This is a genomic window from Bacillus cereus group sp. MYBK139-1 (assembly GCF_051916915.1).
In the GTDB taxonomy this organism is placed as follows: domain Bacteria; phylum Bacillota; class Bacilli; order Bacillales; family Bacillaceae_G; genus Bacillus_A; species Bacillus_A pacificus.
Map to the genome: position 1 here is coordinate 461,543 of NZ_JBQAHO010000003.1, position 16,666 is coordinate 478,208.

The following is a 16,666-nucleotide window of genomic DNA, read 5'->3' on the forward strand; positions in this document are numbered from 1 at the left end:
TTTAACTAGGGGTTAAACTGCTTCATTGCTTCTTTTATATAGTTTTCTTCTTCGGTTGTGAAGAGGGTTGGGAATTCGGATAGTGGGAGGTTTGATTTTTGGATTATATCCTCTATATCGCTTTGAGGTATATCAAGATAGTTCATTACCTCTTCTATTACATTGAAAAATTCCTTCAAGGTAACTTGAACGTCATGATGACTCGGATCCTTCTCTTCTACCTTATACTTTTTCAACTTTCCTATCACATCCATAAAGTGCTGCTCAAACTTTTCTTTTAATTCCTTATCATTATAAAAAGCTTGAACACTCTCTTTTGAAAAATGTTCCTCTAACCATTCTTTATTTTCTTTCTCCCATATGAAAGTTTGCAGAAAAGAAGAAAACAAAGCAACATCCACTCGTTCTTCCTTTTGAAACTTCTTCGTCATCTCATCCATATGCGAAAGCACCTTCGCAATTCTTTCTTGCTCCGCCAAAAGCAATTCCCTTTGAAAATGCATTTGTCTTAAAAATTCTTCCGTCCCTATATCACGCTGCAATATAATATTTTGAATTTCCCCAAGTGAAAAACCAAGGTGCTTAAACGATTGAATTTGCTGCAGCACATACAAATCATCTTTCGTATATAACCGATGCCCACTCTCCGTATAATCGCTCGGCTTTAATAAATTAATCTTGTCATAATAACGAAGCGTCCGCACCGTAACATCCCCAACACTTGCAAACTCACTAATCATCCACGCCATATCATCACCTACTCCGCTAACTTCTCTTTCACATACTGAAGCATATGAGAAAAACTCATCTCATTCTGCCGACAATATTGAAACAAACCTACAACAAGCAATAAAAAAGGAATATTTCCTCTATAACAATTTTCATACTCACTAATACCATCATAAAAGTACTCATACTTTCTTTTTCGTAAAACAATATAAATAGCAATAAACAACACTGCAATCATAATAAAAATTCGCTTTCCCCTTATCTCCACTTCTTGTTTCATCACCTATTCTCCTTCCACAGCGTACTTATCTTCTTTAAATAAAGGAATTCGAATGAAATAACGATATGGTTCATCGCGTATTACTTTCCATGCAACAAAGATCACTTGAACGACCTCAAAGGCAAATACGATCCAAAACAAAATATCACTAATACGTGAACTAATATTAAATAGAAGAAAGATTAACAAATGAAAGTTAAATGCTTTTCGACAATGGTATTTGTACACCTCATTTTTACGTGCCAGTGTGATGTACATGAATAGTGGTGAAAAGATTCCTATTGCGGCTGAGAGTAGTAGCATAATGATGGTGTTTCTTTTTTCTTTTTTGGTGGTTTTCATGAGTGGTTTGGTCCCCCCTTTTTAATTTGTCTTCTTTAGATTAGGGGGTGACGTTGGGGGAGGTGCAAGGGGAAATATTTTTTATAACAATGTTATTAAAGTTTATTAGAATAGATAAAGCAAGACTTTATCCTTGAAAAGAATAGAAAAGTCGTAAACTCATTCACAAGTAACGTCATAAAAATGATAAGCTATAAAATTTTAATACCCAAACAGTTTCCTTTTTTATCTTATTTTGTAGTGACAAGCTCTTAGCGCAGCAAAATGACAAAAGATGATTTATAATGACCTTCATAATTATTATTATGTGTATAATGGTAGAGAAGGAGGAGAAATATTTATGCAAATCTTATTTATCTGGTTTCAAAAATATAAAAAACTTAACAACTTTCAAGCGAACCTTGGTGGAAATTATAGTTTTTATTACGATAATAAAGATACACTAACGGTAAAAAATAACGATATTTATATCTGTGATTTTTTCAAAGACAGCATTGAAAATAAAAATATATACAATTTAGATATTTCTGCAATAGTTGGTGATAATGGGTCAGGAAAGTCTACTATTTTAGATTTTTTAGTAGAACTTATGTTAGACGATAATGTAAGTGATTATATAATAATATATTCTCAACATGGAAAACTATATAAAGATTTTAGATTCCAACACAATTTATACATAGATTATCAAACTAAGGATAATGTTAATATTAAAACAAAGAATTTTTATAACCCTAACCATTTAACAATGCTTTTTTCTAATATATTTGACGTAAGATATCTAAATAGTGGATTTTCAGAGGATAGCGAAGAATTTATAAATCTTTCTACTAACGCTTTATTAAGTAGACATGAAAAAGCAACCGATTTTATGTATGAAGAATTGCAAAGGCAGATCTTCGTGGTTAACAAATATAATAAAAGATTTAATATAAACCACGTGATTCAACTACCTAAAAAAATAAAAATCGAAAACAAAGAGGCGATAAATTCCCAAAACATTCTCACCAACTTTTTGGAGCATGACGAAATCAAAATTTTTAATTGTAAAAATTTAAGAGAAAGTAGTGGCTTCAAAACAAAATTCCAATTCAATTTTCTAGCAAGTTACATTACAGAAGTTAAAAGTATACTTATAGATGCTGAATTTGTACTAACAGATCAAGAATTACAAAAAATTATAAATTCATCAATAAAAATGGCTAAAAGTGAAAATAATTTCTTTATTATTTTAAAAGATAACTTAAATACATTAGCAACGAAATTGCATTTAAGACTAGATTTTTTAGATCAAATAAAGAGTTTATCACATGATTATCTACAGCTTTATAACTCCTTCATAAATTTAAAAATCAATTTAAATGAATATATCAAAACCGATTACAGAACTGGTGAGGATATTTGGGAAGGATATATAGAAATTGATAGCACTTTACCTGATTCAAAAAACTTTATTGATCTATATATCGAAAAATTTTCACATTCAGATTTCCTAAAATTCTCATGGTTAGAAATGAGCAGTGGACAATTTAGTTTTTTAACATTATTCTCTCGATTTTGTTATGCCATTGAGCAAATAAGTAATAAACAAAAATATAATTCTTATTTATTATTAATTGATGAAGGAGATTTATACTTTCATCCACAGTTACAAAAGGATTGGTTGTATCATTTTATTAAAATTATTGATGTTATTTTTAATGGTAGCATTCAAGTAATACTAACAACGCATTCGCCTTTCGTCTTATCTGATATACCTAATACTAATGTCACTTTTCTATCTGGAGAATTTAAAATAGGACATAATTTTATAGAAGGACTAGATGGTAGCCCAAGAACGTTTGCCGCTAATATCAGTGAGTTACTCTCAAATTCTTTCTTTATAAAAGAAGGATTGATAGGAAAATTTGCTAAAGAGAGAATAAATAACTGTATTAGATGGCTATTAACTGCCTCGCCTTCTGAAGTATTTGAAAAAAGGAAACAATTATTAAAGTTTATAGATTTAATTGGAGAGCCTATTTTACGAAATAAAGTTCACGATATCTACCAAAGTAAATTAAAATTATTTGAAACGCAAGATTTAGTAAACCTTATTGAATTGTTTGAAGTAAAGATAAAAGAATTAAAAAAATTAACTAATGAGGTAGAAGATGATTGAACTTACATTTACTCCAGACATAATTAAAAACCACTGGGATATGGTTTTTGGGAAAAATAAAAATGATAGCAGACGGCTGTATAGCAAGCTAAAAGAACTCGTTGATAATGAAAAACAAATTATTAGAAAACGTGTTTTCAAATGGCTTTTGGATAATTTAGAGCCGTTAGTAATTGGAAATTTAGACATCCTCAATTTAGCAGTTACTGCGTATAAAAAAATGACTAAGCCACTTACTACTATAGATCAAGAGTATATATTAAATAAATTAGACATTTTTTTAAAAGAATATGTATACTTTAAAAAGGCTAAGGCATGGAATGCTTATAAACTTCTAAAATCACTTGAAGTTATAATCTGTCCTTATTGTAATTCTCAGTTTACATTTATTTATCAAAGTTCAACAGGAAAAACCAGAGCTACTATAGATCATTTTTTTGATCAGGATTCCTATCCTTTTTTAGCAATTTCATTATATAATCTAGTTCCTTCTTGTAAAATATGTAATTCAGATTTAAAGCATACTAAAGCAGTGAATCTAAATACACATTATTCACCATTTGAAACAGGAATAGAAAAACGTTTAACAATAAAAAGAGAAATAGTAAAAGCTTCAAAACTTATTTCAAATTGTAATTCGAATAGCGAGGATTATGTCGGAACCATATTAGGCGCTAATGAAGATTTTAATATAATTTTTGATTTTGATGAAAACGAAGAGTATTACGGTAATAAAATAAAAGGCAATATCGAATTGTTTCATTTAGAGAAAATTTATAATGCATTTCATAAAGACTATGTAAAAGATATAATAAAAAAAGCTATTATTTATAACGAAGTTTATATAAACCAGCTCACTACTTCTAATACACTAATTTTTAATAATGAAAATAACCTTCATACTTCTCTATTTAATGTAGTAACAGAGGATAAAAAAAAGCTACTAGGGAAATTAACTAGAGATATAATAAAAAATGAATTAAATAAGAATTAATTTACTTAGGTACATATGGAATATGGGCAATATGATGAAAATAAGCTTTCCATCGATTATGGGATAATATCCTATGAGCAATAGCTAAGGAACTACATTGGCAGAAACTAATCTTTTCCCGCCAGTAGACATTAACTAAGCGTATTTTATTCCACGGCCTCTCTCAAAAATCCTATTAGAAAAGACCGTGGAATTTTTATTAGAAACATTACTCCTCATAAAAGATATCCTTCAATTTCTTAATCAGTTATTTCGTATATTTTTAGATATCTCGACTAAAGCTCCTTCTGTTTAGAACATATCTGTATGCTTACTCAACACCCTTAGGTCCCCCAACCTAAATGATTATCCCTAATCCTTATACTCTCTCCTTTTTCTTTAACTACTTTCTTTAACGAATCAATCTCAATTATTCCTCTTGTCTTCTTAGCATGACAATTAGGACATAATACCCAAAGGTTATCAAAGGATTCTCCTCCACCTTTTGATTTCTCAATAATATGATCCACTTCTATTATCCAACCTTTTTTATTATTAGCCTTTATGTATTCTTCTTTAAACCCACAGACTTGACAGGTATGATCTTCTAATATCGCAATTCTCTTTTTTTGAGCACTACTTTCTTTTCTTCGTTTTGCTTTATCACCAATTTTTACATACTGTTCCTTATAATCTATAAAATTTTTGGCTTCCTCTAATATAATATCTCTTTTCTTCTCAACAAGCTCACTTTCTACAATTTCTTCATTATAAAAATAGTAATCATCCAATATAAAGCTATCAATTGAATTATATAAACATAAATCACTACTAAAACTAATATTAATATGATGCCGTTTTATCTCTCCATTTTCTTTCTTTGTAACATTCGCTTTTTGAATATACCTATATAAAATTTCAATTGGTAACTTAACTATTCCTTCATAGCCTAAAATGAAGATTATATGCGAAATTTTCTCTGATTTATATAATTTGATTGCATTTGGAGTTATTCCAAACCAATATTTCTTTCCGTCAGCAGATATCTTGGAATATTTCACCACTACCTTCTCATGATTCACTAAATAAAAAAATTGTATTCTTTTAATTGTTTCACTTTTTTTATATCCGCCTAACATTTCTAGTGCATTGATATCACTGAGACCTCTTCTTGTATCCATATATTCTCCTTCCATTAAACCAATTAGTATTCAAGAATACATATAATTATACTAAATTAATTATTTTATCTAGAAAATTAGGAGAACAGAATTTTCTGAAACCTTTCAGTTTCATTCAAGAAATTCCTTTCTCCTATAATAATCAACTTTTATTCTATCCTTTTGTTATATAAGCGAACTTAATACAACTGCTGATTCTTTAATAAACCCTTTCCAACAATCTTCTTTCTTCGCCCATTGTGTTACGTTTTGATCACCTGCAGATTCTCTTAAGTAATTTAAAGCATTATTTGCTATTGTTCTTACAACATCTTCCCATTTATTTGAAAGAGCCTGATGCTGCCATACTTCTATTAAATCAATTTCCTTACCATATAAATAATTCAACATCGCTACTGTATAATAAATTACATTTGCTCTATAACCTTTTAGCTTCATACTTTCCACAATTTCAGTTACAAATGCATTAATAATCTTTCTAGCAATAAGCTTTTTATAGTATTCATTATCAATACTTAGAATACTCTTGATTACTTCACCTTCATCATTTGTAATAGAACTTTGTTTCCAATATAGGCTATTTAGGTCCATAAAACGTTTGAACGCTTCTTCTCCACCTTTACTAGACACATATGGGAAGCCTTCCCAAGACATGAAATATTTCGCCATCTCTACTTTTGTTATGACGTTTTCTTTTGGGTACATTTTCTTGAAAGCAGTTTGTTCTTTCCCTTTTGAACGTCTCCCAATATCCACCATATACTGTCCGCGTGCACGTTCGAAATACCACTTAGACTCTTCTTTACGATTATCCTGTGTCGGGATCCATATATTACGGGAAAACTTTTCAATATCAGACATAAAACGAGTATTCGCAAGTAAATCTGACTTATTAATTTTATTTTGAGTATTAGCATATTCAGATATTTTCGATATCATTTCATCCTCAAATACATGTCGATCCATTTGAGCTTCATTATTTTCTATTTCTTGCGGAACATTGATGATAGTAAGTTTTGTTTGTACATAAACTCCCTCTAAATCAATATCATTTTTATACGCTTGATGTATAGAAGCCGTTGTTTGACCACCATTAACGATCTGCCAACTTGTTAGTGTCTTGATTCTAAATAAATTAGATTCCCCGATTCTTTCAATATCTCCTGCCTTTGCAACACTTGAAATACCATTGTTATAAGCAATAAATAATTCACGCTGCCTTGCATCCTTTAGTGTATCTCTGATTCCTTTATTTGTTCCACCACGTGCTTGTAAAAAAGAACGGACATTTCGTTCAACTAGTTTTGGTCCCCATTCATCATACAATTCAGCTAAGAGCTTCGCTGGGATAACACCAATATAACAATCTATTAATCCATTCTCATTTTCATTTGGAATATGCATCATTTGTAACGCTGAACCATATTCTGATTCAAAATGTATATCAAATTCTCGTATGCCTTGTTCAGCCTCTGATAATTTAAAAATTCGATCCATATCCCAAACATGTACATTAACAGTTTCTACATTAGGAATATTCAAATCAATAGGTTTGTTCGAAATGTAAAATTTACTTGTGACTACATAGATATTTATCTCTTCAATTTCACCTTTTTTATCCACGATCATCTTTGCTACATCATAATATTCCATAGAACGATCCGCTAATTGTAAAATTTGTTCGGCATTTGTGTAAAAGCGCTTTGCTTTATTAGCATACTCTTTTAATAATGTCATGTTAGCAACTGGCAAGTCACTTTCTTCTAAAAACGGCTCATACTCTACTACATATAAACTTAGAGTATTTACATCTTCTTGATATATATACCCATTTAGTTGAACTTTCATTTCCTTCTTACTAAAATACATAATTGCTGGTTCATCTTCAATATTTATAAATGGCAACATTTCTTGTAAGAAGGGAGTTTGTCTACTCCCTACAATTTTTCCTTCTTGTTCGATCTTATCAATAAACTCAGTAAAAAAATCCAACTTCCTTTTTGTTTCATTCATAGTAACTCATCCTTATTTCAAATTAAATATATCTTCTACCGATACCTTAAAATTATTACAATGTGACAGATCTATTGAATATGAAACATTAGTAATACCTATTGGTAAATTTTCCGAAGTCAACTTTGGAAAACTCGCATTCGCATTATATGCTAACTCTTCATGTACAAAAAAATAATTTTCATCATAATCTTCGCTCATTACCCCAACCTCTAATAGTAGATCGTTAAATTTTACTGCTAATGAAGGTGCTCGCTCAATAAGTTGTTTTTCTATCGCTTCAATTATGTTTTGAAGAGACTTACCTACTGACTCATTCACTTCAATCTTTAATACATATAAAAACAATCTATCAGTAACTGGATTAAGCTCTAATTGCTTTTCATTCGAAATTTTAATTTCATCTCTTATTCTAGGTGCAACGGTTTTAATTTCTACACCACTATTTTTACTCACAAAATCTATTCGATTTTTTAATGGACCTTTCCAATCTTTAATAATTAATGGAGGCTCTTGCGGGAAATTCTCAAGCCATTTATTAATATAATAAAGTTCTCCAAATAAACCCATTTCTTCTTCAAGAGTTAATTTAGAATCCCATTTCCGCTTGAAAAAATTATGCCAACGATCTAAAACCTCATATACTACTGTATATAATGGTAACTCTTCTTCTATTAAAATATGATCTACTAAATTTTGTAGCACTCGCTCAAAAATTTCTTCGCCTTCCTCTACAATTTGAGAAACGACTAAGAAATTTTTTTCTTTTAATGGGCCAATTTGAGAAAAATACTCTTGTCCTATATCAATACCCCGCCATTTCGGAAAAGATTGTAATTGCTCTTCATCCCAATTTTCATTCGTAATATCAACATAGATTCTTCGTTGTAGATTTAATAGATCTATCCCAATTAATATAAATGGTTTTTGAAAGTAAATAGGCTCTAAACGATAAACATCATCTGATTCCTCATTTTTTAATTGTTCGATTAATAACTTGAATCTTTCTGAGATATTAATCATTAGAAGCACCCTTTCCAACTGTATTATTGTAAATATAGTCGCCCTCTTCTCCAACTCGTTCTCCAGATTCAATATCGGTAACTGATACTATATCTGGGAATGAAAATGCTAAACCAATTGGAACAAGATTTTCATTAAAATCAATATTTAATGTTTTAAATGACTTAACTTGAGGATGCAATGGATAAATTAAAATAAGTGGATTTTCATTTGCTCTTAACTTTATATTCTTTTTTTTATCTATAGTCTTATGTTCAATATCAATAAACTCTTGATTTGCTGCAACAATGGCTCCTAAGTCTACAGTACCGATCCCTTTACTCTTTGCATAATTAACACTACGAATAACTGCACTTTCTATTGATATCTTTCCTAAATTGACCTTCCATGGGGTAATACCATAATTGATTGTCTTCTGACTTCTTAATGTGGCCTCTGTTATATCTACAACAGCTACATTGAATTTCTCTAACAATCTTTCCTTATTCATTTTGCCAATATAATCAGCAATCTTTTTGCTATTAACAATTCTTGCTGAAGAAATCGTTTTGTAATTCTTCAAGAAGCTTATAATAAATTGACTAGGAACATCTTTCGCAATATGGTACTTAGTATCTTTTCTATATATTTTAAACTCTTGTTCTATACTATTAATAAACTGAAATGTAGCTTCCATATTATTCATATAGAACTCTTTATTTTTTTCAAAACTACGTGTTTGTTGCATTGTTCCTGTATAATCAATAAGCGATTCAGCTGTTCCCATTTTTGCTGGGCTTGTAACCTTCATTGTCTTATGTTTTAACATCTTTATCGCATACTCTTCAGGCGTCGCACCATCTTTTGCTAACCTTTCGAACTCTTCCCTTAATTCCCTCATGACTCTAGCAAGATACTCAAAGTTTTTAGCAATTTCATTACTCGTATAAATACGACATAAATCCATATACCCATTACGAAAACCAAACCAACGCCCCATCTGCATTAATGTATCATACATAGAACTACCACGATAATAGTAAGAGATAGTTAAACCTTCCAATGTCAAACCACGTGATAATTTATTGCCTCCGATTGCAATTACATATAATCCATTTTCTTTATATTTATCATACTCAAGGACTTCTTCGCTTTCTCCGTTAATCTCCATTACTTCAATCTTTCTTGCTACATCTTTAATTTCTTTATAAATCTCACCCCAAGTAAACACTTGAAATTCGTTATAACACTCGAAATTATTTTGAATTTCCAAAAAATCATTTTCATACAGGTATTTTATTTCATTTATATATTCACTTTTCGAATTATATATTAGGTCATTTGATAATTTTTTATAGAAGTCTTTAATAACACCACACATAGAATTCTGAACATCTGTAAGTCTTGATGTATGGATTAACATTGAATTATGATTGCCACGCTGACCTCTTAGGTTTCTAATTGCTGTAGAAAGTAAAAAGGCTAATATGGATTCCTGCATAGATTTAGGAACCTCAGTAAAGAATCCTGCATCCTCTTTTGTTCTAAGTTTGTCTAATATAGAAATATCCTCTAAACTTAAATGTCTAATAAACATTGGCTTATTGTCATCCATATAACCTGTTGTATTGAAATATTCTGCTGGTCCACAATACGCCTCTGGTTTAGGTAATGCAATTGCAAAATCCTTAGGATATAGATCTTTACCAACTTCAGCGTGATCTGCATCCGCTTTAATTAGTAAATTAGCGAATGGTGTGGCTGTATACCCAACATAAGATTTTTTATTAAACAAACTTAATAGTTGTCTAATCAACTGATTAATCTTACTAGGATCATCCACCTTATTCCCCGAAGCATCAACACTAGCCTGATCTGCTTCATCATCTACTATTAACACTGGTGGTTGCATACCTGAATGATTAATACTACGTTGTAATAGTTCAATTAATTTAGGGAGTACATCTTTTTGTTTCTTTACCACAAGTAATATTGGTTTATCTAAATTTTTAATACCAATTGCATTATTAGTAGAGATATCATCTTGCACTGTAGTCCAAGTCTCAATTTGTGTACCATCATTTCTAATAACTGCTACCCCTTTTTTCTCTCCAGTAATTGTATCTACTGTTCCAACCACTTCACGTTCTAAGCGCAATTGTGTTTGAGAACGTAAGTCATTATGCATACCAGCTAAAACAATTACTAGTTTATATCCAACATCAAAAGCCTTATTAATTAGGCCTGTAAAATTTGCTGTTTTTCCAGATTGTACATACCCTAAAACTAAACCTCTTTTATCGAAATCTTCTTTACCTTTCGGATTACCAAGGCTTTTCAAAATATCATTTGTTGTTGAATCAATAGTTTCAACTGTATCTTGGGACCATTCTTTAATTTCTTTTAAATATCTTTCATAACGTGGCCAAAAATAAGAATAGTTAGGATGTGTTTCTTTAAACCACGTATGATTATCTTTACTTCTCATCACGCTTGCTTTCTGAACATTTATTGAAGCATATTTCGAATAGACTTCTAAAGATATACTTTCTAACATATCCGCATCCAAACTCATATATGATTTGATAATTTTCTTTCTAGCCGTTTCCATAGCTAGTTCTAACGGTCTATCTATACCAGTATTCTTAAAAGCTATGTATAAATTTTCTACAATGCCTAGATATTCATCACGTATTACTTGATACATCTATATCCACTTCTTTCTCAATAATTGTTCTAATTGTATAAATCTCTATACCTTCAAATCCCGCCATCATAGAAATTGTTTCCGCAACCTTTTCAGCATCTAATTGGATACCTGTACTAAATAAGATTTCAGCATAATCAATAATTAGTTTCTTTGATTTTTCATCAATCTGCTGCACTTCTTTTTTTACCATATTAGCGGTTTTCAAGAGATTATTAGGCGAACCCAGTTCAATCAATTTAAGATATACGTTTAACTTTCTTCTCACATCACCACTAACTGTTTTTAAAATATCAGTTAATACTGGATGTGTTCGATTTAAAATATAAACACTGTTCACATCATCACTAGCTAGTTCCCATGTATTTAAAGTACCCTTTATTTTCTCACCTGTTCGAGTAGCCTTTGTACGATATAACATTATTTCCTTTGATAGCTGTCGATAATATTTTGCTATTGCCATTAAATCTTCTTTAGCTTCATCCGGAACAGAAACAACAGACTTTTTTACATCGATCTTCCAATCATCGTCAGCTTCATTTGAAAATTCTACTTTTATCCTAACTAGTTCTGACGGTACTTCCTTCGAAAACATACCAAACCAGTCTCCAAAACTAACCAATCGATTTTCTCGATATATATAAAATCCTTGCTGATCACGCCAACCTTTTACACCACCAGCATACTTATAATCTACTTGATTAAATGTAGATGGATGTGGCAAAACATATGGGGTAATTTTGACTAACTTTTTATTTACCCTTATTACTTGTTCTTCCCCTTCAATCCTCCTCTGGTTTCCTTCTAAAAATGGATTCCAAGGATATAAGCTATTTCCATTTATAGTGATTAACAATCCTTGCTCTAGCTTTATATGAAAAACCATTTCTAAATATTTATGTATACGCTTTATTTTTGAATAATAGCTCTCTTTTTTCAAAATTTTATGTGTCCCAAATCCACAAAATCTATCTAATCTATCAATAAAAATAACAGTACCATTCTCTTCCTCTATATGGCCCACCTTATCCTTAACTTCAGCCGGAATTGATTTGAATAAGAGCCATTCATTTTCGTCACTAACATAGTCTAAATCCCAGCAACGCTCTGAAACTATTCCATCTTTTTTTGTAATAATACATAATCTTTTTCCTAGGGAAAAAGATGCTGTTTTTAACCCCATCCCAAATCTCCCTAATTCCTCTTTCTCCCTTTTATCCCTAGGATCCTTTGAACCAATCGTCATAGCTTTTTGTAATTCTTCATCTGTCATACCAATTCCATTATCTTCTATTCTGATATACCCATTTCCCATATCATATTCAAATTCAAGATGAACATATGTAGCTTTTGCATCAATGCTGTTATCAACAATATCAGCAATTGCTGTTCTTGCATTATAACCAATACTTCTCAAAGCCTGAATTACAGGAGTTGCAGAAGGTTCTGTATAAATTGTATCCATAATAACCACCCATTTTTTTACTCTTACATTATTCTAGCAAATTCATATAAAAAAAACAGCAATTCATTCACAAATGAATTGCTGTTTTTATCCTATTCGAAATCATCCTTTAAATATTGATTAGGCTCTTCTCCTAAGTAATGCAACATTTTCTCAGCTATCGCTCTAGCCATCAAAGGCGGTACCGCATTACCAATCTGTTGATATTGTCTATCTTTAGATCCCTTAAAGATGTAATTATCCTTAAAAGATTGTAATCTAGCTGCTTCCCTTATACTTAATGCCATAGCTTTCGTCGGATGTTGCCACATTGACTTTCGAACATTAATAACTGTTGGTGACGGGGTATCATAATTTAATCTCAAATATACCGTATTTTGTGTTCTAGATGCATCCGTATATGACACGTCCTTAAGCTCAGATGAGAGACTGTGGAAGTTTTTACCATCCGTTCTCTTTATCTCTTCAAAACGTTGCTGACTTAATGGCTCACTGTCTGTATTTATATGATTATAAATCACATTATCGTTCATACCTGAACGATAATAATGCTGCATTACAGTTTTATTCAGCTCAATATTATAGTCAATCCTGTGGGACTCAGTACTTTTAGCAGGAGTAATACCTTCTAGATCGCCAATTGCATCTCTCACAGTAAAATCTATCTGGGTATATCTCTCAGGAAATTTAATTTCCTTATACTGTGTAGCACTTGATTTTATTCCTAAAATCATAAATCTTTGACGTTTTTGCGGAACAAAATAGTCATTTGAGTGAACTGTCCCTTTCTCTACTTCATACCCTAAATGCTTAAAAAACTTTTCTAAATATACAACAATATTATAGGACTTTACTTTAACAATAACCTTTAATGTTTGATCAACCAATACAAGTGGATCTCCTAATTTTACAATACGCTCTTCTTCAAGTTCTCTCAAATATCTTAATAGTTGATTAATCTCAACAAATCCCTGTAAGCTCGCTAATGTTTCTTCATTACTCGTATTATTACCTTGAATCAGTTTCTTAAATGACTCGACAGTTTCATTAACTATATTCACCAGACGTTCTTCATCTTTTAATTCACCGAACTTATATTCAGAAAGAGATTTTATAATTTTTTGAATCTCTTTTAATTCTTTCTTCTCTTTAAGGCCAATTGGATTGTAAAGCTTTTTCCTCTTCAATTTGCGGACTACACTTCTAATTCTTGAAAGCTCCATTTCACTTGTAATAAATGGTTGCACACATGTAACATTTAAAATTTGGTTAAGTAAATTTTCATATTCTACTTTATCAGTTTCAAGTAGAATTAATTCATCTTCTTGCCAAAAAGGTTCTTCGTCACCACTTATATCACTTAAATGTTGTTCAGAACTATACATACAAATTGAATCTTCTACATATTCTGTCACAAAAAACTTATGTGTAGGGGAACTCATCGTTTTAACGTTCTCCATTAAAAAAGCCACCGGTCTAACCGTATCTATAGCACGTGCATATTCTTTTACAAGCTGGTTATTACCTGAAATCAAATAATTTTTTTGTCTATTAGCATTCGAAAAACCTTGGCAGGGTGGTCCACCAATTACTACCGTTTCTGATGGCTCAATTCCTTTTTGCATCATAAACTCATTAAAATCAATGCTACTTATATCACTTATTTCACTATTTTTTGGTTTTATTATTATCTCTTTATTATTTTGGTGATTACATATATAGGTCTCAACAGCTTCCTTATTAATTTCTACAGCTCCAACTATTTCAAATCTACCTGTTTGCTCAAAACCATTACTTAACCCGCCAGCGCCTGCAAATAAATCAATTATTTTATACTTTTTTTCTAAATTTCCATCTATATTATTTCTCACTTTACATTCATACCTCTCAAGAACATACATTCTACTTTTTCCTTCTATACAGCAGCATACACCGAATAGGTGTAAAAATCAATAACTGGAAGAAATTAAATTTAAATATAATCCTAAAAAACTTCTTATATTATGTACGAAATGCACCTTGGTTATTATGTTTACAATAAGTAAATATAATAACACGAAAAGACTCCTTTTAAAAACATGTGAAGGTTAACTATAATCAAATTTACATATATAATATTAATCTCTAAGCTCGATTATCCATATTTAGAAACAAATTAAGTATTCCCGCACTTTTCTTAATCATTCCTCTCATATCCCTTACTTTCTCCTCCAAAAACACTCTACTCTCCCCACTATCCTTATAATAAGAATTCCACCCTCGCTCCCTCAAAATCCCCTTCCAACTATCACTCTCCACCATCTTCTTAATCACACCATCCCAATAAGCAACCTCTTCCTCTGTCATATCTTTCGGGCCCATGATCCCTTTCCAGTGCTGGAATATGACGTTGATTCCTTGTTCTTTCCATGTTGGGATTTCTGGTAGTCGGTCTAGGCGTTTTGGTGCGGATACGGCTAGTATTTTTATTTTGCCGGATTTGTATTGTTTTTCAGCTTCGGATAGGGTCATGGTTGCGGCGTTTATTTGTTTGTTCGTTAGGGCGTTTATGATTTTTTCTTTGTTTTCGTAGACGAAGAATTGTAGTTCGGCTGGGTTTATGCCGAATGCTTTGCTTACTTGTACGAATGATAGGTGATCGTCGTTTCCTAGGCCGGGGGCAACGCCAATTTTGAAGTTTTTCTTGTTTTGTTTTAGTTGTTCCATTAGTTGTTTTGCGTTTTCTATGTTTGAGTCCTTTGATACGACAACGACTTCCCAGTCCGATGCGAGTGTCGCGAGCGGAGTGAAGTCTTTATATGTTAGTTTACTGTGACCTAGTAAGTTGTTCGTTATGAGTAAGCTTGAGTTAATCGCCAGTACGTGACCGCCTTTTTGTTTCGTATATTTCCATCCGACGTCACCACTGCCACCTACTTTGTTTGTGACAGTGATTGGTTTTGTGAAGATTTTTTCTTCCGTCAGCGTTTTTTGCATCGCCCGTGCTGTTAAGTCCCATCCTGCTCCTTGAACGTTCGGCGCAACGATTTCTAATTTGTCGATGTTCACTTTATTCGTATGGGATTTTTCTGAGGAACAACCAGCTATTACTCCTGTCATGATCCATATACATAGTAATAATCGTTTTTTCATAGTCCTCGTCCTATTCGATATTTTCGTTCTGGTCGTCCGATAATGCCGTATGTGTATTCTACTGTGCATTCGTTTGTCGCTACTAAGTATTCTAAATATCTTCTTGCGGTTGTTCGGGAGGCACCCATTTGCTCTCCCATTTCTTCTATTGTAATGCCCTCTTCGAATCCTTTTATAATTCCTTTCACTTTTTGCAGTGTTAACGGATCGACACCTGTAGGTAAGTTTTTTATGTCTTGTGTTTGCGAAATGCCGAAGAAGTTATCGATGAGTGCTTGATTTACTTCATTGTTACTATGTAATAGTTGCTTCTTTCTTATATAGTCTTCAATTGTACGAACGAATTTTTCTAACGTAACCGGTTTTATAAGGTAGTTGCTTACGCCGTTTCGGATTGCTTTTTCTAGCATATGGTTTTCATTTGCCGCAGTCACCATAATGACGTCAACATTTGGAAAGTCGGCATGGATTTTCGGTAATAAGTCTGTACCGATTCCGTCTGGTAAGTAATTATCTAATAGAAGTAAATCGATTTCTTCCCTTTGTAGTAGTTCCATCGTTTCTTCTGCGTTCAATGCTTTTCCAATCACTTTTACATCCTTTATTTTTAATAAAAACTCTTCCTGAATTTGCGCGACGCGGAAATCATCTTCTGCAATTGCAACCTTCAACATATGCCCA

Annotated in this window: 13 protein-coding genes; 2 read left to right on the forward strand and 11 right to left on the reverse strand. The window is 31.6% G+C overall.

The annotated features are described in order from the left end of the window. Positions 1–5: 5 nt before the first annotated feature. From ACTFRS_RS19490 to ACTFRS_RS19500, 3 genes are read right to left on the reverse strand one after another with little or no spacing between them, the layout of a single operon-like run. Positions 6–749, reverse strand: a complete 744-nt coding sequence (locus ACTFRS_RS19490; RefSeq protein ID WP_440023380.1) for a MerR family transcriptional regulator — start codon at positions 747–749, stop codon at positions 6–8. Positions 750–757: 8 nt separating this feature from the next. Next, entirely contained in the window at positions 758–1,009 is a 252-nt protein-coding gene (locus ACTFRS_RS19495) for a hypothetical protein (protein WP_139868927.1), read from the reverse strand. 3 nt (positions 1,010–1,012) lie between these two features. After that, a complete protein-coding gene (locus ACTFRS_RS19500; RefSeq protein ID WP_440023378.1) occupies positions 1,013–1,351 on the reverse strand; it encodes a DUF4870 domain-containing protein in 339 nt (112 codons plus the stop codon). Positions 1,352–1,691: 340 nt separating this feature from the next. Between ACTFRS_RS19500 and ACTFRS_RS19505 the strand changes: the two genes are divergently transcribed. After that, positions 1,692–3,512: an AAA family ATPase gene (locus tag ACTFRS_RS19505; protein ID WP_440023376.1), complete on the forward strand. Its 1,821-nt coding sequence runs from the start codon at positions 1,692–1,694 to the stop codon at positions 3,510–3,512. Then, positions 3,505–4,506, forward strand: coding sequence for a hypothetical protein (locus tag ACTFRS_RS19510; RefSeq protein ID WP_440023374.1), 1,002 nt, complete (start codon positions 3,505–3,507; stop codon positions 4,504–4,506). The genes ACTFRS_RS19505 and ACTFRS_RS19510 overlap by 8 nt, the downstream gene beginning before the upstream one ends. A gap of 323 nt (positions 4,507–4,829) precedes the next feature. Here ACTFRS_RS19510 and ACTFRS_RS19515 read toward each other — a convergent pair whose 3' ends face one another. From ACTFRS_RS19515 to ACTFRS_RS19550, 8 genes are all read right to left on the reverse strand, one after another. Continuing rightward, positions 4,830–5,666, reverse strand: a complete 837-nt coding sequence (locus tag ACTFRS_RS19515; RefSeq protein WP_440023372.1) for an HNH endonuclease — start codon at positions 5,664–5,666, stop codon at positions 4,830–4,832. Between the two features lie 165 nt (positions 5,667–5,831). Next, positions 5,832–7,679 (reverse strand): AIPR family protein, encoded by a 1,848-nt coding sequence (locus ACTFRS_RS19520; protein WP_098110525.1) that lies wholly within the window; start codon positions 7,677–7,679, stop codon positions 5,832–5,834. 12 nt (positions 7,680–7,691) lie between these two features. After that, positions 7,692–8,702: a PD-(D/E)XK motif protein gene (locus tag ACTFRS_RS19525; RefSeq protein WP_151618703.1), complete on the reverse strand. Its 1,011-nt coding sequence runs from the start codon at positions 8,700–8,702 to the stop codon at positions 7,692–7,694. Next, positions 8,695–11,388 (reverse strand): Z1 domain-containing protein, encoded by a 2,694-nt coding sequence (locus ACTFRS_RS19530; RefSeq protein ID WP_440023369.1) that lies wholly within the window; start codon positions 11,386–11,388, stop codon positions 8,695–8,697. Before ACTFRS_RS19530 ends, ACTFRS_RS19525 begins: the two co-directional genes overlap by 8 nt. Further along, on the reverse strand, positions 11,369–12,853 hold the full coding sequence (locus ACTFRS_RS19535) for an ATP-binding protein (RefSeq protein ID WP_098110528.1): 1,485 nt from the start codon (positions 12,851–12,853) through the stop codon (positions 11,369–11,371). Before ACTFRS_RS19535 ends, ACTFRS_RS19530 begins: the two co-directional genes overlap by 20 nt. Positions 12,854–12,945: 92 nt before the next feature. After that, positions 12,946–14,754 (reverse strand): DNA cytosine methyltransferase, encoded by a 1,809-nt coding sequence (locus ACTFRS_RS19540; RefSeq protein WP_440023367.1) that lies wholly within the window; start codon positions 14,752–14,754, stop codon positions 12,946–12,948. A gap of 223 nt (positions 14,755–14,977) precedes the next feature. Beyond that, complete coding sequence (locus ACTFRS_RS19545) at positions 14,978–15,985, reverse strand: tripartite tricarboxylate transporter substrate binding protein (RefSeq protein WP_440023366.1); 1,008 nt, start codon at positions 15,983–15,985, stop codon at positions 14,978–14,980. Then, positions 15,982–16,659, reverse strand: a complete 678-nt coding sequence (locus ACTFRS_RS19550) for a response regulator (protein WP_440023364.1) — start codon at positions 16,657–16,659, stop codon at positions 15,982–15,984. Before ACTFRS_RS19550 ends, ACTFRS_RS19545 begins: the two co-directional genes overlap by 4 nt. Positions 16,660–16,666: the final 7 nt, after the last annotated feature.